The sequence below is a fragment of the Desulfoscipio gibsoniae DSM 7213 genome (assembly GCF_000233715.2).
GTDB classification, from domain to species: domain Bacteria; phylum Bacillota; class Desulfotomaculia; order Desulfotomaculales; family Desulfallaceae; genus Sporotomaculum; species Sporotomaculum gibsoniae.
The window spans coordinates 262551-286567 of record NC_021184.1; the positions used below are offsets into that span (position 1 = coordinate 262551).

The 24017-nt window shown below is 50.7% G+C and carries 16 protein-coding genes and 2 riboswitches; of the genes, 15 read left to right on the forward strand and 1 reads right to left on the reverse strand.

Going from position 1 to position 24017, the window contains the following annotated elements; translation table 11 throughout:
* Positions 1-518 precede the first annotated feature (518 nt).
* Positions 519-689, forward strand: a complete 171-nt coding sequence (locus DESGI_RS23525; protein WP_006522942.1) for a DUF1540 domain-containing protein — start codon at positions 519-521, stop codon at positions 687-689.
* Positions 690-761: 72 nt separating this feature from the next.
* Here the strand turns inward: DESGI_RS23525 and DESGI_RS01360 are convergent, their stop codons facing one another.
* Entirely contained in the window at positions 762-2015 is a 1254-nt protein-coding gene (locus tag DESGI_RS01360) for an amidohydrolase family protein (RefSeq protein ID WP_006522941.1), read from the reverse strand.
* 350 nt (positions 2016-2365) lie between these two features.
* Here DESGI_RS01360 and panC point away from each other — a divergent pair, with 350 nt between their 5' ends.
* From panC to DESGI_RS22790, 14 genes are all read left to right on the forward strand, one after another.
* Entirely contained in the window at positions 2366-3211 is an 846-nt protein-coding gene (panC, locus tag DESGI_RS01365) for a pantoate--beta-alanine ligase (protein WP_006522940.1), read from the forward strand.
* A gap of 4 nt (positions 3212-3215) precedes the next feature.
* The gene (gene panD, locus DESGI_RS01370; protein WP_006522939.1) at positions 3216-3596 is read left to right on the forward strand and encodes an aspartate 1-decarboxylase; all 381 of its coding nucleotides are present in this window, start codon (positions 3216-3218) and stop codon (positions 3594-3596) included.
* Between the two features lie 170 nt (positions 3597-3766).
* Entirely contained in the window at positions 3767-4687 is a 921-nt protein-coding gene (gene nadA, locus DESGI_RS01375) for a quinolinate synthase NadA (protein ID WP_006522938.1), read from the forward strand.
* A gap of 185 nt (positions 4688-4872) precedes the next feature.
* Entirely contained in the window at positions 4873-6456 is a 1584-nt protein-coding gene (gene nadB, locus DESGI_RS01380; RefSeq protein WP_006522937.1) for an L-aspartate oxidase, read from the forward strand.
* Positions 6457-6508: 52 nt separating this feature from the next.
* Entirely contained in the window at positions 6509-7372 is an 864-nt protein-coding gene (gene nadC / locus DESGI_RS01385) for a carboxylating nicotinate-nucleotide diphosphorylase (protein ID WP_006522936.1), read from the forward strand.
* A gap of 132 nt (positions 7373-7504) precedes the next feature.
* The gene (locus tag DESGI_RS01390) at positions 7505-8476 is read left to right on the forward strand and encodes a biotin--[acetyl-CoA-carboxylase] ligase (protein WP_006522935.1); all 972 of its coding nucleotides are present in this window, start codon (positions 7505-7507) and stop codon (positions 8474-8476) included.
* A gap of 119 nt (positions 8477-8595) precedes the next feature.
* Complete coding sequence (locus tag DESGI_RS01395) at positions 8596-9171, forward strand: biotin transporter BioY (protein ID WP_006522934.1); 576 nt, start codon at positions 8596-8598, stop codon at positions 9169-9171.
* Positions 9172-9233: 62 nt separating this feature from the next.
* A riboswitch (molybdenum cofactor riboswitch) is annotated at positions 9234-9350 on the forward strand.
* A gap of 309 nt (positions 9351-9659) precedes the next feature.
* Positions 9660-9780, forward strand: a riboswitch (molybdenum cofactor riboswitch).
* A gap of 76 nt (positions 9781-9856) precedes the next feature.
* Entirely contained in the window at positions 9857-11437 is a 1581-nt protein-coding gene (locus DESGI_RS01400; RefSeq protein WP_006522933.1) for a purple acid phosphatase family protein, read from the forward strand.
* Between the two features lie 61 nt (positions 11438-11498).
* Complete coding sequence (locus tag DESGI_RS22775) at positions 11499-15164, forward strand: S-layer homology domain-containing protein (RefSeq protein WP_006522932.1); 3666 nt, start codon at positions 11499-11501, stop codon at positions 15162-15164.
* A gap of 49 nt (positions 15165-15213) precedes the next feature.
* Entirely contained in the window at positions 15214-16857 is a 1644-nt protein-coding gene (locus tag DESGI_RS22780; protein ID WP_006522931.1) for an Ig-like domain-containing protein, read from the forward strand.
* Positions 16858-16867: 10 nt separating this feature from the next.
* Positions 16868-17548: a MotA/TolQ/ExbB proton channel family protein gene (locus tag DESGI_RS01415; protein WP_041284726.1), complete on the forward strand. Its 681-nt coding sequence runs from the start codon at positions 16868-16870 to the stop codon at positions 17546-17548.
* Positions 17499-17807, forward strand: coding sequence for a DUF2149 domain-containing protein (locus tag DESGI_RS01420; RefSeq protein ID WP_006522929.1), 309 nt, complete (start codon positions 17499-17501; stop codon positions 17805-17807). The genes DESGI_RS01415 and DESGI_RS01420 overlap by 50 nt, the downstream gene beginning before the upstream one ends.
* Positions 17808-17833: 26 nt before the next feature.
* Positions 17834-19216 (forward strand): stalk domain-containing protein, encoded by a 1383-nt coding sequence (locus tag DESGI_RS22785; RefSeq protein WP_006522928.1) that lies wholly within the window; start codon positions 17834-17836, stop codon positions 19214-19216.
* 126 nt (positions 19217-19342) lie between these two features.
* Positions 19343-23995, forward strand: a complete 4653-nt coding sequence (locus tag DESGI_RS22790) for a hemoblobin-interacting domain-containing protein (RefSeq protein WP_006522927.1) — start codon at positions 19343-19345, stop codon at positions 23993-23995.
* Positions 23996-24017: the final 22 nt, after the last annotated feature.

The following is a 24017-nucleotide window of genomic DNA, read 5'->3' on the forward strand; positions in this document are numbered from 1 at the left end:
TAATGCGTGTACTGTTACTGTAAATGGCGGTATAATGGTAGAAAAACGCGGGTCAATATTATCTTTGCTGCTAAAACAGCTAGCCGGTTATACACTCTTGATGTACTGTCAGCTTTAAAGTAAGATGATAGCAATTGTAAATATAATGAATAATAATTTGCTGGCCAAAACACCTGTACCATCCAATTATAGATAAGGGTTAAGCCATATCTAAGTGTTATGTCAAGCCGGAAAATAAGGATTGAGTTAAATGATGTGCTGGCGTATAAAAAACAGGATATTTCAACAGCTATGGCAGTTAACGGAGTAACGCTTGACGGTTTCCATTGTTTTAACAAATTCCTTCAATAAATAAATTTATTTCAATGAAATTTTTCGTGTCCCAGGAGTCCGGCCTTTGACTGTGGACATGAATCCTGGTAATCCATAATAAACCAAAAGTGCCTTAATTTAACATTTATATTTTAAAACAAACAAGAGAAACTAGTTTTAAGCATTTAAAAAGGAGGTTTTGTAAATTGCCCAGAATTAAATGTTCAGTAAAAGGTTGTCTGTACCAGGAAGGTACCGAATGTAGAGCTTCCAGCATCCAAGTTAAACCTACGGATCCTGATCTGATGACCAGCGTTACCGATGATACCGCTTGCCAGACATTTAAACCGCGCGTATCTATGATTGAGGACTTATAAAACATGTTACTATAACAAACGGCACCCGCATTGGGGTGCCGTTTGTTATATGCTCTTCCAGCATCGTGCTGTTCATTCCGGTTGAAAAACATAGGCGATGTTTTGTAAATTGCCGATATCTGCCAGGGGGTTGCCGGATACGGCAATCATAGCGGCGGGGCGCTCCGGTGCGATACCGCCCCAGTCCAGACCCAGTATGTGGGCGCTGTTTATTGTGGCGCAGCGTATTATTTCATCGGGGGTCAGGCCGGCCTGCCGGTAAAGGTTCAGTTCTTGCCAGTAGCTGTAACCGTGACGGACTCCGGATGCGCCGGCATCGGTGCCCACCCCCAGGGTAACCCCCAGGGCGTGGGCCTCACTGATCATGGACAGCTGGCGTTCCACTGTTTGGGCGATAACATTGGAAGCAGGGGGGGAAGCAAGGGGACGGTTCTCCTGCTTCCCGGCAAGGAAGCGGGAGAACCGTCCCCTTGCTTCCTGGGCTGCCACTGGTATTACGGTGGGAATCCAGGCCACTTTATTTTTCGCCATCAGCTCAAGGGTAGCCCGGCTTAAAAAATAGCCGTGCTCTATTGTGTCTACCCCGGCTTGAACGGCCATGGCCACAGCCTCGTCCGAGCTGGCGTGGGCCATTACGCCCAGTCCCCGGCTGTGGGCTCCCTCAACGAGGGCCTTCAGCTCATCGGCGGTATACTGCAGCGGTCCCACCCGGGCATATTCCTGAAAGCTAACCACTCCGGATACCAATACTTTAATCTGATCTACTTTTAACCGGGTTAGATCATCCAATGTGCTGTCCAGCATTTCGGTGGGGATGCCCCGTCCAAGGAAAGAGCCATATTTTTGCGGCTTGCGTAACGCATATCCCGAGGCCCGGATTATAGGCCCGGGTAAACTATCATTCGCCACAAGTTCCCTGTAGCGCAGTCCAATACCCGATAAATCTCCCCCGTCTCGTACTGCCAGTATACCATGGCATAGAGTATCCCACAGCTGGGCACCAACCTGGGTGTATAATTCGTCTGGTTGGTCCCAGCGCTGGCGGGCGGCCGAAAAATCCAGGCCGTCCAGGGCCATGTGTACATGACAGTCCACCAGGGGTGGTAATACCGTTAACCCCCCCAGGTCCAGGGAGATGGTTGGGCGGGTAGGCTGCGTAAATTGATATGAAGCATCTCCTGCCCCGGTTATGGACGCTATTCGCCCGTTCTCCAGGTAAATATACCGGTCTGCGTATTTTTTTACGGGCGACTCGCTGCCGCCTTCAATTATATTGCCGATTTTTATTACGTAATTTTGTGTGCTGGTGATTTTAATAAGTTCCATGCTTTTAATTTAACACTGCCAATTTGGTTTATCAAACAAAATTTAACTGTAGTGAAAATTATAAAAATATTGCCACAACATTATTGGTGTGTTATTATTAATAAAGTATTGGGCGGTATCCGTTACGAACCGCACCATTTATTAAATTGGTTTGGGCAATGAATTTGTCAATACTCGAACTATTGTTTATCTTAACTAAAGCGCTTAATAAGCTGTTTCTAAAATAAAGCTGACATATCTCCGCTTGGAGCCGATGGGACCGAGACGGGTTGCACTTAGGGAATTATGCCCTTCGGACTTGTCCGGAGGGTTTTTATATTTTAAAGACATTATCATAAGGAGTTGTTCCTATGCAGGTTTGCCGTACCATAGGGGAAATCAAAGAGTTTGCAAACAAAGCTCGGGTGGCGGGTAAAACTGTGGGTTTGGTGCCCACCATGGGTTATTTTCACGAGGGGCATTTGAATCTAATGCGGGAAGCTAAAAAAAATTGTGATGTTGTAGTGGTTTCCCTGTATGTTAACCCGATCCAGTTCGGCCCCAAAGAAGACCTGGGTGAATACCCCCGGGATTTTGACCGGGACTGCACCATGGCCCGGTCAGTGGGTGTGGATGCTATTTTTGCCCCCGGCAATGATGAAATGTACCCGCCGGGATACAACTCCTTTGTGGAAGTAGCTGGAATAACCAATAAACTTTGCGGGCTGTCCCGGCCCGGACATTTTCGCGGGGTAACCACTGTGGTGGCCAAGCTTTTCAATATCGTCAAACCCGACCGGGCTTTCTTTGGACAAAAGGATGCTCAGCAGGCTATGGTTATAGAAAAGATGGTGCGGGACTTGAACATGGGGCTGGAGGTTGTGACCCTGCCCATTGTGCGGGAAGCAGACGGGCTGGCCATGAGTTCCCGCAATGTTTACTTGAGTGCAGAGCAGCGCCAGGCTGCGCCTGTACTTTACCGGAGTCTGTGCGCCTTTCGGGATGCCGTAGCCGGCGGTGAAAGGGATGTGCAAAAACTGTGCCGGGGAATAGAGGAAATGATTTTATCCACTCCCGGTGCCCAAATTGATTATGTCGAAATATTGTCGGTGCCGGATCTGGAACCACTTAACACAATGACGGGCAGATGCATTGCCGCGCTGGCAGTGCGTTTCGGCAAAACCAGGCTGATTGACAATATAGTTGTGGAGGTATGATAAAATGTTCGTTACTATGTTTAAATCAAAAATCCACCGTGCCGTGGTAACCCAAGCCAATCTTAATTATGTGGGCAGTATTACCATTGATGAAGCTTTAATGGAGGCTGCGGACATATTGCCCAATGAAAAGGTGCAGGTGGTTAACAATAACAACGGTGCCCGGTTAGAAACTTACGTCATACCCGGTCCCAGGGATTCCGGAGTAATTTGCCTGAACGGGGCGGCGGCCAGACTGGTGCAGCCCGGCGATACCGTGATTATCATAACCTACGCCCTTATGGACCGCAACGAAGCACGTAATTTCAAGCCCACGGCGATATTGGTGGATGAGCATAATAAAGTTACCCGTGTCATGGAGGAAAAACACGGCGAAACAGCTTAATTGTGCCAGTTTTACCCTGATTTGCTGCGCCTGGCAACGGTCTCATTGGCAGCGGTCTGTGTCGAATTCGATAAATGAAACATTTTGTTGGAATGCAGCAAAAGATATGTGTATAATAGTGGAGATGTTGATTACCGGTGGCTAATTTCGCGTTATTAAGGAGTGGTTATGTGGCCAACGTTATCGATTCAAAACAATTAACGGATGAAATAATGCGGCTTAAGCAGCAGCGCAACGCGATTATTTTAAGTCACGTCTACCAGCCTCCCGAGATACAGGAAATTGCTGATTTAGTGGGCGATTCCCTGGAACTGTCCCGCCAGGCTGCCGCCACCAACGCCAGTGTGATTGTTTTTTGTGGAGTGCACTTTATGGCTGAAAGTGCGGCCATACTATCGCCGCAAAAAACCGTGCTGCTGCCCGAGGTAAATGCCGGGTGCCCCATGGCGGATATGGTAACGGCGGAGGCGCTGCGGGCCAAAAAGGCGGAACTTCCCGGTGCCCTGGTGGTGTGTTATGTCAATACATCGGCAGAAGTTAAAGCAGAATGTGATATTGCCTGCACATCGGCCAATGCCGTGCAGGTGGTGGCGTCACTGCCCTCCGACAGGCCGGTTATTTTCGTGCCTGACAAAAACCTGGGCCGTTATGTGGCCAAGCAGTCCGGGCGGGCGATGCACATCTGGGAAGGCTGCTGCCCTATTCATAACCAGCTGGCTGCGGAAGATGTGCTTCAAGTCAAGTCCCGGCATCCCGGGGCTCTGGTGTTGGTGCATCCTGAATGCCGCCCCGATGTGATAGAACTGGCTGACCATGTAGCCAGTACCACGGGCATGCTGAGGTTTGCCCGGGAAAACCCGGATGGGGAGTATATTGTGGCCACCGAGAAGGGAATATTGCATCAGTTTAACAAACAGTGCCCCGATAAGAATTTTTATCCCGCTTCGGATAAACTTATTTGCCGGGATATGCAAGCCACCACACTGGAAAAGGTGCTTCGCTCATTGCAAACGCTGGAGCCGCGGGTGACCGTTACCCCGGAGATTGGGGAGCGGGCTCTGAAGTGCCTGGAAAGGATGTTGGCGGTATAATAAACAAATTCTTGATTCAGGTGGGGTTTTAATCCCATAAATTGGGGACATTCCTTGAAGGGGTGTGTCCCCTATCCGATAAATCTTAGAAATTGTTGTCCAGGAGCTTAGCGCCGCTTGTCTCCCGCTTGGTAAAGCGAGAGAATTAGCGGCGGTTAGCTATCGGATAAACGGAGGGTTTGCCAGTGGCTAACCAATATATTATGAATTTTAATACCCGGGACCTGCCCAGATGTAAAACTGATTATGTAATTCTGGGCAGTGGTATCGCCGGGTTTTTCACAGCCCTTTTAGCCGGTCGGCTGGGGGCGGGGGTAACCGTGTTGACCAAGCAAAGTATCTTGGACAGCAATACCGATAAGGCCCAGGGCGGCATTGCCGCCGCCCTGGATACCGACGATTCACCGGAGCTGCATTACCGGGATACGTTGCTTGCGGGTGCAGGGCTTTGTGACCGGGGAGCGGTGCGCATCCTGGTCAATGAAGGGCCGCGACGGGTTTTACAGTTGATAGACATGGGGGCCCGTTTTGATGTGGAAGGCGGGCGCCTGGCCCTTACCAGAGAGGGTGCCCACAGCTGCCGGCGTATATTGCACGCCTGTGGCGATGCCACAGGTGCTGAAATTCAGCGGGTGCTCAACCAAAAGGCATTGGCCGAGCAGAATATACAGGTGCTGGAGCGGCACCTGGCGGTGGATCTTCTGGTCAAGGACAATGTTTGCTATGGAGTCCTTGCTTATGATTGTGAAACCTGTCGGCTGCAGGTTTTCCAGAGCCGGGCGGTGGTTTTGGCCACCGGCGGTTTGGGTCAGCTGTATGACCATAGCACCAATCCCGAGGTGGCTACCGGGGACGGTATTGCTATGGCTTACCGGGCGGGTGCCGAAGTAATGGACATGGAATTTCTTCAATTTCACCCCACCGTGCTCAATTTGCCCGGCGCTCCACGGTTTTTAATTTCCGAGGCCGTGCGGGGCGAGGGTGCTTACCTGCGTAACGGGCGGGGCGAGCGATTCATGCCCCGGTACCATGAGCTTGCAGAGTTGGCCCCCCGGGATATTGTGGTACGGGCAATACTGCAGGAAATGCACCAGGACCCTGAGCAAGGCGTATTTCTGGATTTGAGCCACCTGGATCCTGAACTTGTGCTGCACCGGTTTCCTAATATTAACCGTACCTGCCAGGGTTACGGACTGGACATCACCCGGGACATGGTACCGGTGGCCCCGGCCGCCCATTACATGATGGGTGGTGTAAAAACCAATTATTTTGGGGAAACCAATGTGGAGCGGCTTTACGCATGCGGCGAAGTGGCCTGCCAAGGCGTGCACGGTGCCAATCGTTTGGCCAGCAATTCATTGGTGGATGGCCTGGTGTTCGGCGGCCGCATTGTGGAGCGTACCGCCGGTCTCTGGCGGGAACCAATGAGCCCCTGGCCCGATTTCGCTTCGGATTTGCCCGAGCCGGCAGAACCGGTGGATTATCAGTTGCTGCAAAGGAAACTGCAAGTTTTAATGAGCAGGTATGTGGGACCTCTGCGCAATCGGGAGGGCTTGGAAAAGGTGCTTGGCTATATGGATGAGTGTGCTCAGTCCGTAAATACCGCGGCATTGACCCCGCTGGCTGCTGTAACAGCCAATCGCTTACTGGTGTCCCGCCTGGTGGCGGAATTTGCGCTAATGCGCACCGAGAGCCGGGGCGGCCATTTCCGCCAGGATTACCCGACACCCCGCAGCAGCTGGTTGAAGCATATTATTTTGCGCAAGTGATAAGTTTGCGCTGGTAAGTAGGTGGCTTGTGAGCGGAGATGGAGGAGTATTGATGTTTGTTAACGAAAATTATTTAAATGAAATTATTGACCGCGCTCTGGCTGAGGATATCGGCCCGGGTGATTTGACCACGAACAGTATCGTACCCGGTGACATTAATGTGGTAGGTTATATCAAAGCTAAACAAAACGGGGTGATAGCCGGTTTGTCCGTGGCCCGAGCGGTGTTCCGGCGTCTGGATGCGGATTTGCAATACATCCCCCTGGTGGCCGAGGGGGCCCGGGTTAGTGCTGGTGACGTACTGGTGCAATTGAACGGGCGGGCCCGGACTGTGCTCACCGGGGAAAGGCTGGCCCTTAATTTTTTACAACGTCTGTCCGGGATAGCCACTGTCACGGCAGGTCTGGTGGAAATGGTTCGGGATTACCCGGTGCGCATTGTTGATACCCGTAAAACCACTCCCGGCCTGCGCCAGTTGGAGAAACACGCCGTCCGGGTGGGCGGCGGGCATAACCACCGTTTGGGATTGTTCGATGCCGTGCTGATTAAGGATAACCACATTAGGGTGGCCGGTGGTATAAAACAGGCGGTGGAAAGGGCCAGAAGCCAGGTCCCCCATACCACTAAAATAGAGGTGGAAACCGAGGATTTGGAAGGTGTGCGGGAAGCACTGGCGGCCGGAGCCGACATTATCATGCTGGATAATATGGACCCGTCTACCATGGCCCAGGCAGTGGGGCTGGTAAGTGGCCGGGCAATAGTAGAAGCGTCCGGGGGCATCAGCGTTGATACCATCCAGTCGGTGGCGGCCACCGGGGTGGATATCATTTCGGTGGGGGCACTGACCCATTCCGCCGCAGCGCTGGATATTAGTCTGGATGTGGGCGAGCTTAAACCTATGCGCGACAAAGTGTAATGCAAGATTTCAATGTAAACCCCCCTTTTAACTATGGTTGACAATAATTCTGGCGGGAATTACAATTAATTTGGGTTGGCGTAACCAAATACAGCGTGCTATAGAAATGGGGCTAGGTGGAGTGGGCGTCATATGAAGAGCAGTATAATGCATATATTAAAGCAAAGTAATGACTGGGTATCCGGTGAGTATCTGTGCCGGGAGCTAGGTGTGTCCCGCACTGCGGTATGGAAACATATCCGGGGGCTGCGGGAGGATGGTTATGACATAGAAGCCAGGGCCAACCTGGGCTATCGCCTGCGCAGTGTGCCCGACATTCCCTATCCCGATGAAGTTACTGTAGACCTGGACACTGTGGTGATGGGCAGCCGGATTGAATATTACACCGATTTGCCAACCACCAACGGGGAGGCCAAGAAACTGGCCCGGGCGGGCTGCCCGGAAGGTACAGTGGTTGTGGCTGAAAGCCAGAGCGGCGGCAAGGGACGGATGGGCCGGTTTTGGTTTTCGCCCCGGGGCAGGGGGCTGTGGTTTTCAGCTGTGCTACGCCCGATGGTTAATCTGGTGGAAACCCCCCAGGTGACCATGGTGGTCGCCGTAGCGGTGGCGCTGGCGATTCGCGAACATACCGGTGTTGCAGCGGGCATTAAGTGGCCCAATGACCTGCTGGTGGAAGGTAAAAAAATATGCGGTATACTGGTGGAACTAAACGCTGAAATGGACCGGGTTAATTTTATGGTGGCGGGCATTGGATTGAATGTAAATATCGACAGCAGCCAATTTCCTCCTGAATTATCGGAGACAGTCACATCATTAAAAATTGCAGCCGGGCACCATATACCCAGGGTGCCCTTACTGAGGACAATACTGCAATCCTTTGATTTTTGGTACCAGCGCTGGTTGCGCGAGGGTTTTGTCCCCGTGCTGAATAAATGGCGGGAATTGTGTGTTACTTTGGATTGCCCGGTAACAGTACATACCATGAAGGATAGTTATGTCGGCCATGCCCTGGATGTGGATGAAACCGGAGCGCTATTGGTGCAAACGCCGGACGGAGAAGTACAGCGCTTGGTAGCGGGTGAGGTGTCGCTCCGCAAAATATAGTTTCTTACTGCCTAATAAGCAAACGGTCAATTTTTTATATTCTAATGGTTAACCATAACTAACTAATTGGTTAACCTTTGTAAGGTGGAATATGTAAAAAATGGAAAGGGGTTTTATAGATGAGTAAATTAACACCGCGGGACATGGTACTGGTGGCCATGTTTGCCTCACTGGCTGTGGTGGCCGCTTTGTTGTTCCGTTTCCTCGGCGGCATGATTGTACCCTTCAGCTTGATGCCATTTGTGGCGCTGCTGGCCGGTGGGTTGTTGGGTGCCAGATTGGGAGCGTTGAGTATGGGCATATATGTGTTAATGGGTGTTTTGGGGATGCCGGTATTTGAAAAACCGCCCTTTGGTGGCCCGGCGTATATATTATCACCCACTTTCGGCTTCTTACTGGGCTTTATACTGGCCGCACTGGTGACTGGATTAATTTTACGTGGCCGGCGGGATGCCGGTCCCCTGCGGCTTTCTCTGGCTATGCTGGCGGGGGTGGCGATGATTTATGCCGTTGGGCTGCCGTATCTATATGTCATACTGAACTACTATGTGGGTAAACCTTTTGATGTTCTGCAGATTGTGATGCTCTTTTTTGTGCCCTTTATTGGACTAGATTTACTAAAAGCGCTAGCCGCCGGGGTGCTTGTGCGCATAGTGGGTATGCGCCTCCCGGTGTTAAAAGAACAGCGGAATTGATATGCGTTATGGAAAAATATGTTGACAATCTAGGTCAAAACAGGTAGGATAATGACTAATTAAATAGTAATGATTTCCGAGTTAACCGGCCTTAGGCAATGGCGATGGCAGTTAACCTGCAGGGTATAAATGGAAACGTTTATGCCTCCCTTTTGGAAAGGAAATCATACCTTGTGTGGCCTGATTACTATTTGTTGGGATCGCAAGTGATATGAGCAGTTTCCCGTGGGAGGGAAACTGCTTTTTAGTTTTTATAACGGTTATTAGATTAGGCGGGCTGGAACTGTCTTTTATGTGGATTTTTAGGAGTTTTAGTAGGGGCAGCCATTTCTTTCGGAAGACGAGCTGATTATAGCCTGTCCTTGGCTGGTTGTTAAAGGATGATCGTGGGACCAGTCAATAAAACGTTATTATTGCCCAAGGTCGTTATTTAAATTTGATCTGGGAGGTGTGGCGAAAAAACTTAATAATTAGTAATTTTATCAGTCAACAGCATATTACTCCGAGCCCGGTAACCTAAAGGATATCTCTCCAAGATTTCCGGGCCTTAGGGTTCGCCTGGAAACGGACGAGCCTCCCATTGTGGAAAGGAGACTTCACCGGATAAAGTATCCGGCTGGTTTCCTTTTGCCAGCCGGTTCTTTTTTTCATCCAACAAGGAATGAGAATAATAAGGGAGGGCAAAATGAGCTTTATGCCGGGCATTAAGCCCATTGCAGTAAAAACTATAATCTTTCTGGCACTTTCGTCACTGCTGTTTGTTTTTTTCTCAATTGTAAATCCTTGTTTTGCAGAGCCTGGCAGCGGCAGCCTCAACAGTAACCTGTCCGAACACATTATCCTCTCGTGGACGGAAGACCCCGGGACTACCCAAACCATCACCTGGAGTACAGGGGATGCCACCCGGGACCGGATGCAGTACCAGCCCGCTGCCGGTTTTAGCGGCAGCTTTGATGGTGCCCTGGAAGTGATTGCTGACGGATCTGGTTCCAACAATGGACTATTTCACTTTGAAGCGACCATCCGGGGACTGACCCCCGGCACAGGTTACGTCTATCGCATTGGTAAAGAAGGGGCCTGGAGTGCACCGGCTACCTTCACCACCGCCACAACTGATGATGAGTTTTCCTTTATTTACATGGGCGATGTCCAGGAAGGCTATGAGTTCTGGGGGGAAATGCTTGAAAAGGTTTATGAAGATCACCCTGGCATCAAATTCGGACTGCTGGGTGGGGATTTAGTCAATTACGCCGGCAGTATCGAGGAATGGCAGCAGTTTTTCGCCGCTGCCTCGCCTGTTTTCAGCCAAATCCCGTTGATGCCGGCTGCGGGCAACCACGATGATACTGAGCTTTTCTGGAATTACTTTGCCCTGCCTCGGAACGGGCCCGGGGGATACGAAGAAAAATTTTATTCCTTTGACTACGGAAACTGCCATATTGCTGTGCTGAACAGCAATTATCTGGGTGCTTCCGGGATCGGCGATTACGAAAAGATAACTAAATGGTTGCAAAACGATCTAAACAATAGTAAGCAGCAGTGGAAACTGCTGGTCCTTCATCACCCGCCCTACCCGGTGGTCCACGATTGGCGTGCAGATCACCTGCAGGCAAATTGGGTTCCGCTTTTTGAACAATGCGGGGTGGATATGGTCCTGGTAGGACACCAGCACGTCTACATGCGGACCAAGCCCCTGCGGGACGGCGCGATCCAGGCCGATGGAGAGGGTATTGTCTATATCATGGGCAATGCAGGGACAAAGTATTATGGTCCCGGACCTGATTACGACTATATTGCGAAACAAATAGCCTACGTTAGTAACTATCAAGTAATCAACATTAACGGGGAAAACCTTACCCTGATCGCTAAAGATGCCGGTGGGCAAGTGATTGACAGTTGCGTAATAGCTAAGCAGTCTGTTGCCGTTAAGCCCGTATATACAATCACCCCGGTGGCTGATGCTGCTTATAAAATCGAGGCCGCCAACGATGGGATAACAACTATGTCCGTAAACAGCGGCGTTTCCGGGATGAAGTATTTTAATGTGCAGTTGGCTCCCATAAAAGCACATACAGGGTTGGAGACAGTAGTATTTACGCATCTAAGAGACGGTACCCAACTGGGACTCAATGCAACCAAAGCTGACTTTGACGTGGTAGACATTGCTCAGGCCGGCTTCAACGTCCAGCCGGGTGATATGGTCAAGGTTTATATGGTTGATGACCTGACCAGTATGGTTAAGCAGAACCCGATTTTTTTACAATAGCACCCCTGCAGTGCGCTTATACGCAACAAGGATGACAAAGCAGGGGAAGGGGGATAGCAAAGTGCGTGAACACAAAATATTTAGTAAATTCAGCATTTTATTCCTGGCCGGACTATTTTTGCTGGCTGGTGTATTTGGCCTGTTGCCCACAGCTGCCCATGCCGTTGGGGACTCGATTACCATTACGGGGAACGGAGTGTATAATCCCGGTGTGACCTTTACCCAAGATGAACTTCAGGACGATAATATATTACCGCAACATACGGTACTTTACAGTACCATCAACACCTGGCCCACCAAGAGCTGGTGCAGGGGAGAAGGCGTTAAGGTTAGTGATCTCCTGGCAGCGGCGGGGGGGCTTAAGCCCGAGGCTGTGCTGATTAAATTTACTTCCCGCGATGGCTTTACCACCACTTTTACGATACAGGAATTTATACATGACCCGCGTTATTGTTTCCCGCATTTCATGGACAATGGAATCGCCGGGCATATTCCCGGTGATCCGGCGGAGGCGGTAGCTGTAGAGCCCATCATTGCTCACAGGAGTTGCTCCGCTCAAAATATTGCTGATGTGATGAACGACGATAATATGAGCCAAGGGGACGCCAACCACCTGTTGTTTGGGCAGCGGGCAGTCACCGAGCAGACGAATGCCATATTTGTCAAATATGTAACCACCATTGAAGTGCTTACTACCGAGCCGGATCAATGGGATGAACCGACGGCTAATCCGGATAGCGGCACAGTATCCGCGGGAACCATGGTCGAGCTGCAGGGCCCTTTCAATGACCTGGATAAAGTTCATTATACCGTCGATGGCAGTACCCCGACCGTGAGTAGCCCGATGTATAACTGGATTGCCAGCCGGTGGTCATCACGTGAAGACTTTGATGAAGTTAACCACCCAATCGAAATTACAGGGGATACTGCCATTAAAGCGTTGGTTATCGGTCCCGGCAAGGAAAACAGCGATATTGTTACCTTCAACTACCGGGTGCAAACTGTAGCCATCACGGGCGTAGGTATCGCAGAGGGCGACCAGCAGCTGGAGGTAAACCAGACGGTTCAGGTTACTGCCGAAGTGCAGCCGGAGAATGCCACGGATAAGGGCGTCACCTGGTCCACCAGTGACCAGTCAGTGGCCACCGTCAATGAGACCGGGTTAGTCACCGCGATTGCTGCAGGAACAGCCACTATCACTGTTACCACTAACGATGGTGAGTTCAGCGACACCATCACCGTGACCGTCGCCAACGAACCGACGGGGTCCGATCTGGTCATCAACAAAGCTAACCCTGCCAAAGCTACCAAGAACAAAGCATACGCCGGGCATACCTTTACGGTAACGGGCGGAGTAGAGCCTTACAGCTTTGCTGTTACTGATGGAGCATTGCCGAAAGGGACGAGCCTAAACGGTGCAGCGTTAGAAGGAACGCCGACTGAGAGCGGTACATTTGTCTTTATCATAACCGTAACCGACAATGCAGACCCGGCAAAGACAGTCAACCATGAATTTACCCTGGTGGTAGAGGCCGACGGAGTACCCTATGATGAGGAAGTTGTATTAACCATTAAAGGCGACGGGGTGACGAACCCCGGGGAATTTACCCTTTCCCAGCTTGAGGGAATGCAGCAGCACCAATATGTATACAGTGTGATTAACACCTGGCCCTCTAAAAAATGGTACGTAGGCAAAGGGGTTAAAGTGAAAGACTTGCTCGATGAGGCGGGGGTGAAAGGAAACGCCCGGCAAATACGATTTAGTTCCAGCGATGGCTACTACATGACCCTGACGGTGCAGGAATTATTAGAAGAAAGGCGTTATCGTTTTCCAAACTTCATGGCCGGCGGGGATGACGGCGGGCATATTCCCGGTTCCTCATCAGGCGCGGTAGAGGTGGAGTCCATTCTCGCCTTGGTTGGTGCCGATACAGATAACCCATCCTATATGAACGACGCCAATGCCCTCCAGTTGATGGTGGGGCAGCGGGCAGTTACCGAGCAAACCGACCCCATGTTTGTAAAATATGTAAATGAAGTTGAGGTACTCACCTCTGCACCGGGAAAATGGGACAAACCAAAGGCCGATCCCGATGGTGGTACAGTGCCCGCAGGTACGCTGGTTGAACTGAAAAACAACAATATGGATATGGATAAGATTTATTACACTGTGGACGACAGTACCCCGACCATGGATAGTACCATGTATAATCCGGTTGCCAAGCGGTGGTGGCCGGCACGCGGTAAGGAAGTGGTGGCTGAGATCAACCACCCGTTAGAACTGACCAAAGACACTACCATCAAGGCCGTCACCATTGGTCCCGGCAGGTCAAACAGCGACATAGTAACCTTTACCTATAAGATTACCGAAGCCACGGCTGCTGCAACCGACGCAATCATACCCGGTAAAGGCGGCGCTGTAAGCCTTGGTAGTGAGGTTACCATTGAGATACCGGCTAATGCGCTGACCGGAACAAACCCGGTGGAGGTAATGATAGAGCGCGTGACCACGCCTCCCACCGCACCCGCAGGTTTCAAGATTCTTGGAAGTGTGTTTGAATTCAGCGTGGATGGCAATAACAGCTACAGCTTTGCCAAGGAAGTTATCATCAAACTCAGCTTCGACCCCGAAGCGGTCACTGCCGGCGAGACCCTGGCCGTCCACTGCTACGACAAAACCGCGCAGCAGTGGGTCAACATTGGCGGCGAGGTATCCGGCGATACCGTAACCGTGCAAGTGAACCACTGTACCAAGTTTGCTGTAATGGTATTTGATAAACTTGCAGCCGCTGAAACAATCACACCCGGTAAAGGCGGCATCGTAAGTCTTGAGGATGAAGCTGCCATGGAGATACCGGCCAATGCATTGGCGGGAACCAGACCGGTGGAAATAACGATAGAGCGCGTGACCATGCCTCCAACTGCGCTCGCAGGCTTTAAAATTCTTGGTAATGTATACGAGTTCAGCGTAGATGGTAAGGCCAGTTATAACTTTGAAAAGGAAGTGACCATCAAACTCGGCTTTGATCCCGAGGTTATTAACGTGGACGAGATTCCTTCCATCCACTACTATGACGAAACTGAGAAGAAGTGGGTCAATATCGGCGGCGAGGTATCCGGCAATACTGTAATCGTGCAGGTGGACCATTTTACTAAATTCGCTGTAATGGTTGCAATGCAAATGAAGGGGCAAGAGCAAATATTAACCGACATCGTCGGACACTGGGCGGAAGATAGCATCAAAGAACTGGTTGCCCTCGGGGCTGTAGCCGGTTACCCGGATGGCAGCTTCAAACCCAACAATAAAATTACCCGGGCCGAATTTGCTTCGATTCTGGTGAAAGCATTAAAACTGGAGCTCCAAAGAGGTAAAGTCTTTGCCGATACTACCGGGCATTGGGCGAAAGATACCATAGCCACCGCAACATACCACGGTATCGTCAGCGGCTATGGCGCTGATATGTTTGGGCCGAACGATGTTATCACTCGTGAGCAGATGGCGGCCATGGTTGTTAATGTGGCCAAACTGACTCCCGTGACGGAAGGGATGTCGTTTAAAGACAGCAGCAGTATCTCGGACTGGGCCGGAACAGCCGTTGCCACGGCGATACAGCATGGGATTATCAACGGGTATCCCGATAACACCGTCCGATCCCGGGGCAACGCAACCAGGGCCGAGGCAGCGGAGGTTATTGTAAATGCGTTGCACAGTATATTAAATGATTAAGTAGTTATATCAGGCTAGCAGCGAGGGGGGAAGTGCGATTACGCAGACTGTGAAGCATAATTGGCTTCATCAACTCTCAATATCCATACTGGGCTTACTGGCTCTTGTTGGCTTGCTTAACCTGATGGTGCCCGCAGTAGCTTTTGGCAGCCAGACGGAATCGCTGGAAATTACCGGAGAAGGGGTCGTGAATCCAGTAACCTTAACTATGGCCGAATTGGAGAACACGCCGATGTATGAACATGTATATAGCACGTTAAATACTTGGCCTACTAAAAGGTGGTACACGGGAAAAGGGGTTAAACTTAGAGATCTACTTGCTTTAGCGGGGATCAAGGAAGAGGCCACATTGGTTCGTTTTGTCTCAAGCGATGGCTATGATGTTACCCTTACGGTTAAGGAGTTGTTAAAGGATAGACGTTACTGTTTCCCGCGTTTTAAAGAAAACCACCCCCATGACGGGACTATCCCGGGTCCTACTGATGGTGCGATGGAGGTGGAGCCCATTTTGGCCTTGCTCAGTGCCGAGGATAGTGACGATCCCGCTGATATGAACGACAGGGATTCACTGCTGCTGATATTTGGGCAGCGGGCCATAACTGAACAGACAAACAATTTATTTCTAAAATATGTAAGTAAAATTGAGGTGCTCACCACGGCTCCGGAAAAATGGGATCATCCGAAGGCTAATATAGAAAGTGGAGCTACTGTACCCGTGGGCACCATGCTAAAACTCAGCAATAAGGGCAACAACGAGGACAAGATTTATTACACAACGGACGGCAGTACGCCGACGGTGAATAGCCCGATGTTTAACTGGAGCGCCAGTCGCTGGTGGCCTTTACGGGGAGATGATTTAGACAGTGTTAATTCCCCCATCGAAATTACTGAGGACACTGTCATCAAAGCCGTCACCATTGGACCCGGAAGGGAAGACAGCGATGTGGTCACCTTTACCTTCAAGGCTGATGCCACGGGCCTGGCGGTCGACCCCACGCAGGTGCCGGGTGGGCCGCCAACCGGAGTTACCCTCGACCAAAACAAAATCAATCTCAATATTGGTGGTACTTTCCAGCTAGCAGCAAACATAGCCCCGTTTAATGCCACTAACCAAAATGTAACCTGGAGTTCTAGTGATACCCGTGTGGCTACAGTGGATAATTACGGTCTGGTAACGGTGGTCGGCCCGGGTACGGCGACGGTTACCGTAAAAACAGTGGATGGTAGCCATACGGCCACTTGCGTTGTAAATGGTCCGGATGGGGGCGATAGCAGTCAGGATGCGGCACCTGTCATTAGTTATCAAGGGAATCAGCTCCCGGAGGTTCCTGTGGAACCGTTGCTGCTGGAAGCCGAACGTCCGGAACCGGTGGAAGAGATCGAGCCAGATGTCGATTCAACGGCTTCCGGCGAGGTACCGGATACTCCCGCCGAGCTCCCGGTGCCGGAAGATAGAGGGCGCTACCTGACGGAAAGAAGTGATTTGGCCGTTGCTTCAACAATTACCCCCGGCGTCTCCTCGGAACATCAGGGCAGCCAGACCTGGCAGGTGTTCGAAATGTCAACCGAATCTGTACCTTTTCCGTTGCAGAATAAGAAAAATAAGCTGAATATTTACACAGCTGCGCTATTGCTGATTATCTTTCTGTCAGGGGCCGCCAAAAGATACGCAGATTATATAAAGGAGCTATAAAAGAAATAAAATGACCGCAACTATTTTGGAACCCTTAAAGGATACGATGAACATCATTTCATCCGGTTTATTGATGCCCACCATTGCCGTTCTGCTGCTCTTGTTAGCTTTGTCTGTGCTCGAGTTGGGTGGTGTGCTGGTGGAAGCCTTTATGGAACGGCGTAAGATGAATGTCAATGTACCCGACCTGGTGGGTACTTTTCAGGGGAAAGATGCCGGGGAGATCATGAACGAGATTGAGCACAGCCGGCTGTTTCGACGCCAGAAAACTGCTCTTGGCGAAATGATCAAGCATAAAAGCTTGCCCACTGTTTCCCGGCAGGCCTTGGCCCGCCGGCTGCTGGCCGGCGAGGAACTGCATTATGCCCGGATTACCAACAGGACCGATCTGGTGGCCCGCCTGGGACCTATGTTGGGATTGATGGCCACGCTGATTCCATTGGGGCCGGGCATGATCGCCCTGGGTCAGGGCGATACCAAAACCCTCGCCGATTCGCTGCTGACGGCCTTTGACGCCACGGTTACCGGGCTGGCCGCCGCCGGCATCGCCTTTGCCATCTCCCGGCTCAGAAAAAGGTGGTATGAGGATTATGTAAGCTCCCTGGAAGCCATAATGGAAAGTTTGCTGGAGGTGTTTGCCCGTGAACAGCGGATTAAGGAGCAGGAGGCACCGGACGGACGAAGAGGTTAACCCCCTTGAGGGTGCTATCAACATCGTGGATGCCATGCTGGTTTTTGCCTGCGGCTTGATGCTTGCTCTGGCCATTCACTGGGATGTCGACCTGGGACTGGGACAGCGGGTTAACCTTGAGCAAGGGCAGGAGGTGACCGACGCCCCGGAAATACGTGACGACCTGATCGAAACCCAGGGTGAGGGCAGGCTTTACGAGGAACTGGGAACGGTGTACAAAGACCCCGAAACGGGGCAGTTGTTTATGCTGACCAAGTAAAAAGAACGGCGAAAGGGGTATGATCGATGCAAATTGTAAAGACGAGATGGTTACATAGATTCTTTATGATGGTCCTGGCTGTAATGCTGTTTTCTCTATCGTCACCTGCGGCGACCACTGCCGCACCGGACTCCCTTGAAATCGCGGGAGACGGAGTGACCACTCCGGCAACCTTTACCCTGGATCAATTGGCAGCAATGCCACAACACCAGTATGTTTACAGTGCGATTAATACCTGGCCGACTAAAAAATGGTATGTGGGGAAAGGGGTTGAATTGGGCTATCTGCTCGCAGAGGTAGGGCTCAAAGAGGAGGCTAATCTGATCAGATTTACTTCCAACGACGGTTACACCGTGACGCTTACGGTTAAAGAGCTGCTTAAAGACAAGCGTTATCTATTCCCTAATTTTAAGGCCGGCAACGACAACGACGGGCATACCCCCGGTTCCCCGGCAGGTGCCGTAGAGGTGGAAGCAATCATTAGCCTGATTGGTGCCGAGGGTAGTGATAATCCCAAGTACATGAATGACATGAATTCTCCCATGCTGATGCTCGGACAGAGGGCTGTTACCGAACAGACGGGAAACTTATTTGTTAAGTACTTAACTAAGATCGAGGTACTCACCGCCGAGCCTGGAAAATGGGATAATCCGCAAGCCAATCCAGGCAGCGGTTCGGTGCCTGCGGGTACGATGGTTACCCTGAGTAATGCCCACAGCGATGATGATAAGATTTATTACACCACTGACGACAGTACCCCAACCCTGGAAAGTCCAATATACAACTGGATTGCCAAACGGTGGTGGCCGGCGCGGGCCGACGTTTTGGGCACCATTAATCACCCCATCGGACCTATTAATAAAAATACAACCATCAAGGCGATCACCATCGGTCCCGGCAAGCTGGACAGCGATGTTGTCACCTTCAACTACCATGTTGCAGGTACGGAGCCTGCTGAAGGTGACGGTACTCCCAGGGACGACCAGAAGCCGGCTGATAACGAGGATAAAATACCAGGCAAGCCGTCGCTGAAGGTAATTAAGCTTACCATCGGCGGGATGGAAGCCGTAGCCGACGGCGGGACCTACACCCTGGACGCGGCACCGTACGTTGATTCCCGGGCCGGACGCACACTGGTACCGGTGCGTTTTGTAAGCGAGGCTTTGGGTGCCGGGGTTGATTGGGATCCTGATACCGGCCGGGTAACCATTATAGATGGCGATAAGGAAATTATACTGACTCTGGGCTCGGGCAAGGTTCAAATCAATGGTGTGGAGCAAACTATTGACTGCGCCCCGTCGACGGCTCCGCCTGGTCGTACTTTTATCCCACTGCGGTTCGTGAGTGAGACTTTGGGAGCGCTGGTGGATTACGAAGCCGAGACCAATGGGGTTACGATCACAAGGTAACATACCGGTTAGAGCCTGGTGAAAAAAGATGCCAATAAGGGGGTGTTTTGTCTTAATCGTCATATGGTAAAGAGCGATAACAATAAACACCAATTTTAATCAATTAACGAAAGGAGCTTATGAATAATGCCAACTATTCACAGGCGATGGTTTAGTTTGTTACCCTTTGTTCTGGGTATATTTCTTCTTGCCGGTTCTTTATGCCTGTTGGCGCCTCCGGTCGCCCAGGCTGAAGAGGCGACAACTCCTCCGGCTTTGATCGCCGATACTATTGATAACATGTTGGACAAACCGATAGAAATCACCTTTGAAGATGATCCAAATTGGAGAGCGGCAATCAATACCGTATACGTTGATGATGTGGAATTAGATGCTTCGGAATATACGAAAGATACTGCTGGAAAAATCATTTTCAGTGAAGACGTGTTCGATACAGAAAAGGATTATGACGTTGTTATCAAAGCTGATGGATATTTAGACGTGAGCGTGACGCAGAAAATTGAAAGGGTTGAGCTGGAAGTCAAAGGGGATGGGGTAACGACACCCAAGGAGTATACCATGTCTCATCTCCAGGGGATGGAACAATATCGTTACCTGTATAGTACTATTAACACTTACCCCACTAAGAATTGGTATGTGGCTGAAGGGGTGAAGTTAAGGGAACTACTCGAGGAAGCGGGAATAAGGGATGAAGCGAAGCAAGTAAGGTTTACCAGTCATGACGGCTTTATGGTAACCTTTACTGTTCAGGAATTATTAAATGACGACCGTTCCCTTTTCCCTAATTTTAAGGAAAATCATGAATATTTCGGTTATATTCCAGGCTCGTCGGAGGGTGCGGAAAAGGTAGAGACTATCCTTGCTCTAAGAAGTGATGGAAGCGACGATTTTGACAATATGAGCAGCAAAGATGCATTACATTTGATCTTTGGGCAAAGAGCGTTAACAGAGCAAACGAATGCAGTTTTTGCTAAATCTGTTGCCAAGGTGGAAGTAATTACCGCCGTGCCGGTTAAATGGGCTGCTCCCACGGCAAATATAAACAGCGGTGAGGTGCCCGCGGGGACACTGGTAAAGCTGGACGGCCCCAACAACGATACAGATAAAGTGCATTATACCTTGGACGGCAGCGAGCCGACCGTGGATAGTCCGATGTATAACTGGATTGCCCAACGGTGGTCGTCACGGCCAGACTTTGATGAAATTAACCACCCAATCGAAATCACAAATGACACTACTATTAAGGCTGCTGTTATCGGCCCCGGCAAGGAAGACAGCGATGTTGTTGAATTTAACTATATGGTAGATGGACCGGATCCCATACCGGTTACCAATGTTAGCATTACCGAAGGCGACCAGGAGCTGGAGGAAGGCCAGACGGTTCAGCTCACCGCCGAAGTGGTGCCCGGGGATGCCACGAACAAAAACGTTACTTGGAGCAGCGGTGATGAAACTGTTGCCACCGTCAGTGAAACCGGCCTGGTAACCGCGGTGGCAGAGGGCATGGCGACCATCACTGTTACCACTGATGATAGAAACTTCACCGACAGTATAACCGTGACTGTTGTGTCGGCAGTGTCGACAATTGATGTTCTATACGATGGTGAAGTCGCTTTGACATCAGGTGAAACCTTTACAGTGACCGCCTACAACTCCGGGTTGAATTATACTGTGAACAAAACCACACCCCTTGGGGCTCTTCAGGCAGCCGCAGCCGCCGGTGGCTTCACCTATGGTGTTACCGACAAGAATTACGAAGCATCAGGCGCTCTTCTTTTGGACAATGTAGGTAATTACAACCGCAAAGACCCGGGCTACTGGTACGCATATGTCAACGATGTTTATAAAGATGGCTACAACAATGCCGCCGGCGCCCTGAACTTGATTGAACTTGTTGATGGTGACAGGGTTGAGTTCTACTATGCTGCTGATGTAACCGACGGAACTGACCTCAATGCTGTTAAGGCAGCGGCTACTGCAGCAGTGAAAACTGTTGTGGATACCGATGCTGCTACACCGACGATCTGGACTCTCCAACTTTCGGGTGCAAAGGATGCAACCGTTACCAAAGCCGAGTTCGAGGAAGGCCTTGCTTGCCAGGCATCAGGTCACCAGGTGTCCTGGACCGATGATGACGGTAATGTCTGGGGAGGCGTACCACTATGGTTGCTCGTTGCCATGGTTGATGATGACCCCGATGTTGGTTCTCACCACTTCAACTTTAACGACGACCTTGCTGTCCAGAACTATGAAGTTAATGTTATAGCCGGCGACGGATGGAAAACAACCCTTGATAGCGCGGCTATCGCCCACAACGATGGTTATATCGTCGCCAATACACTTAACGGAGAACCCCTTCCCGTCAAGACTGAAGGGGGGAAAAACTGCTGGCCGCTCTATCTGAAAGGTTCAGCTGTTTTTGGCGGGCAACAGGTGGGCAACATTGTTCGAATCGAGCTGTCCGGTCTTCCAGAACCACCCGCAGGATGGACCTTGGAGATGATCGGAGATGTAGGGGATACCATCACCCAAGAGGAGTTTGAAGAAGGACTGGCCTGCACGGGTTCAGGCCATTACAAGGAATGGACTGATAATGAAGGCAACGTCTGGTCCGGCGTGCCCCTGTGGGTGCTCTTAGGTACGGTGGATGACATCGAGTCAAGCGGCCATTGGACTTTCAATGACGAGGTCGCCAACGACGGTTATTCTGTGCAAGTGGTGGCGGGAGATGGTTTTTCCAAAACCTTTGCCAGCACGGATGTAGCCCGAAGTGATGATTATATCATTGCCAATAAATGCAACGATGCACCACTTACCGGTTCAGCGGGGCCATTGCGCTTAGTTGGTGACGGTGTTGCCAACCCCGATGGGTCCCTTGGGGGCTCTGCCGTGGGTAATGTCGTAAAGATAGCCATACCCGAACTACAGATACCGGAGGCCGCGCCCGGCAGTTGGAACCTTACTCTGAATGGCAAGATCAGTGATGTTATTTCCCAGGCTGAGTTTGAGGCTGGCATGGCATGCCCAAATTCGGGACACCTAAAAGAATGGACTGACGGTGACGGTAATGTCTGGTCAGGTATTCCCCTTTGGTTACTGACAGGCTGGGTAGATGACCGTCAGCCACACAATTATAACGCTAATCAGGCAATGAGCGGTTACAAAGTCTTAGTGAAAGCCGGAGACGGATACACCGTCGATTTTGCCAGCGCGGATGTAGTACGGGACAACGACTATATCATTGCAGATAAATGCAACAATGAACCCCTTACCGGTTCATCATGGCCGCTGCGCCTGGTCGGTGACGGCGTTGCCAAAGAAGATGGATCCCTTAGCGGTATCAGCGTTGGTAATATCGTGGAAATTGAACTAACATCTTTTGAGACCGCCCAGCCCCAGCCCATACCCGAAGTCCATATCATCAAGTATGCTGAAGATGGTACCACCGTCCTTGACGAGAAGACAGTCGATTATCAATGGATGGAGGAAAACCTCGACGTAATTGGAGATGGGGAAACAGTATGCAAATTCGAGGGAATCACAAACAATCCTGATGATGTATGGGATGCTGATGAGACCTATCCCGGCGGTTTTAAGGTAGCTAATGCCGTGAAGGGTACCCGCATCCAAGATCTTTGTGATCTTGTGGGCGGCATGGGGGCAGGAACCGAAATCGTACTGGTAGCAAGAGATGGCTGGGAAACCAGGCTTCCCTATTCCTCCATATATACCGATCCCTCGGTGCAAGAACGCCAGGGAGATGCTATTCTGGCTTGGTGGGGTGATGGAGAATACGTACCCGATTATGCAGATGGTATGCGTTTATTCTTTACCCCGGGCGGTGACAACGTCTACGGCCAATGGGATATGCACGAGACACTTCCGGAAAACTACTGGCACTACTTTTATGGCGGTGGTGTTCAGTATCCTTCTTGTGCCGGCTTGGCAGCCAAGTGGATTACGGAAATCAAGGTATACACTATACCCCAGGGTGATTGGAAACTAGAGCTCGATGGCCGGGATATCGGCGGTATGAACTGCGATGTAAGCAAAACCTATTTCGAACAGGCTCTCGCCTGTCAATTCGGCGCTAATCACAAGGCAACCTATACCGATTCTGAAGAACGGGTTTGGGAAGGCATGCCCCTATGGTTCCTAGTGGGATTCATCGATGATGCCGACCAACATTCCGATAACGCTTTTAATGATGAACTGGCTATGGCCGGATACCAGGTGAAGATTACCGCGGCAGACGGCTATACGGTAACTATCGATAGCGCGGATATTGTCCGGAACAGCGACTACATTATCGCCAATTCGCTGAACGGAACGCCCATACCCGAATCCGGCAGTGACTGGCCGCTCCGGCTCGTTGGACCTGCTGTCACCGGGTCAACATCTATTTCACAGATTGAAAGTATCAAGTTGGTAAGCACCAATAAACCGGTTTACACAGTTGATCCTATCCCCAATGATTCTTACAATGCAGGGACTACGCCGGATGGTATCAGCACCATGACGGTGAGTGACGGTGTATCCGGGTTCAAATATTTCACCGTCGGTATCGAACCGGTGAATCCCCATATTGGTGAGGAATCTGTGGTCTTTACCCATTTAAGAAACGGCAGTCAGCTGGAACACAATGCCACCAGGGCTGATTTTGACCAAGTCGAAACCGCTCAGGCAGGCTTTAATGTACAACCCGGCGATGTGGTCAAAGCTTACATTGTTGATGAACTAACCAATTCAACAGATCATAACCCGGAGATCCTGCAATAATACTTTAGCCGAAGCATTTACG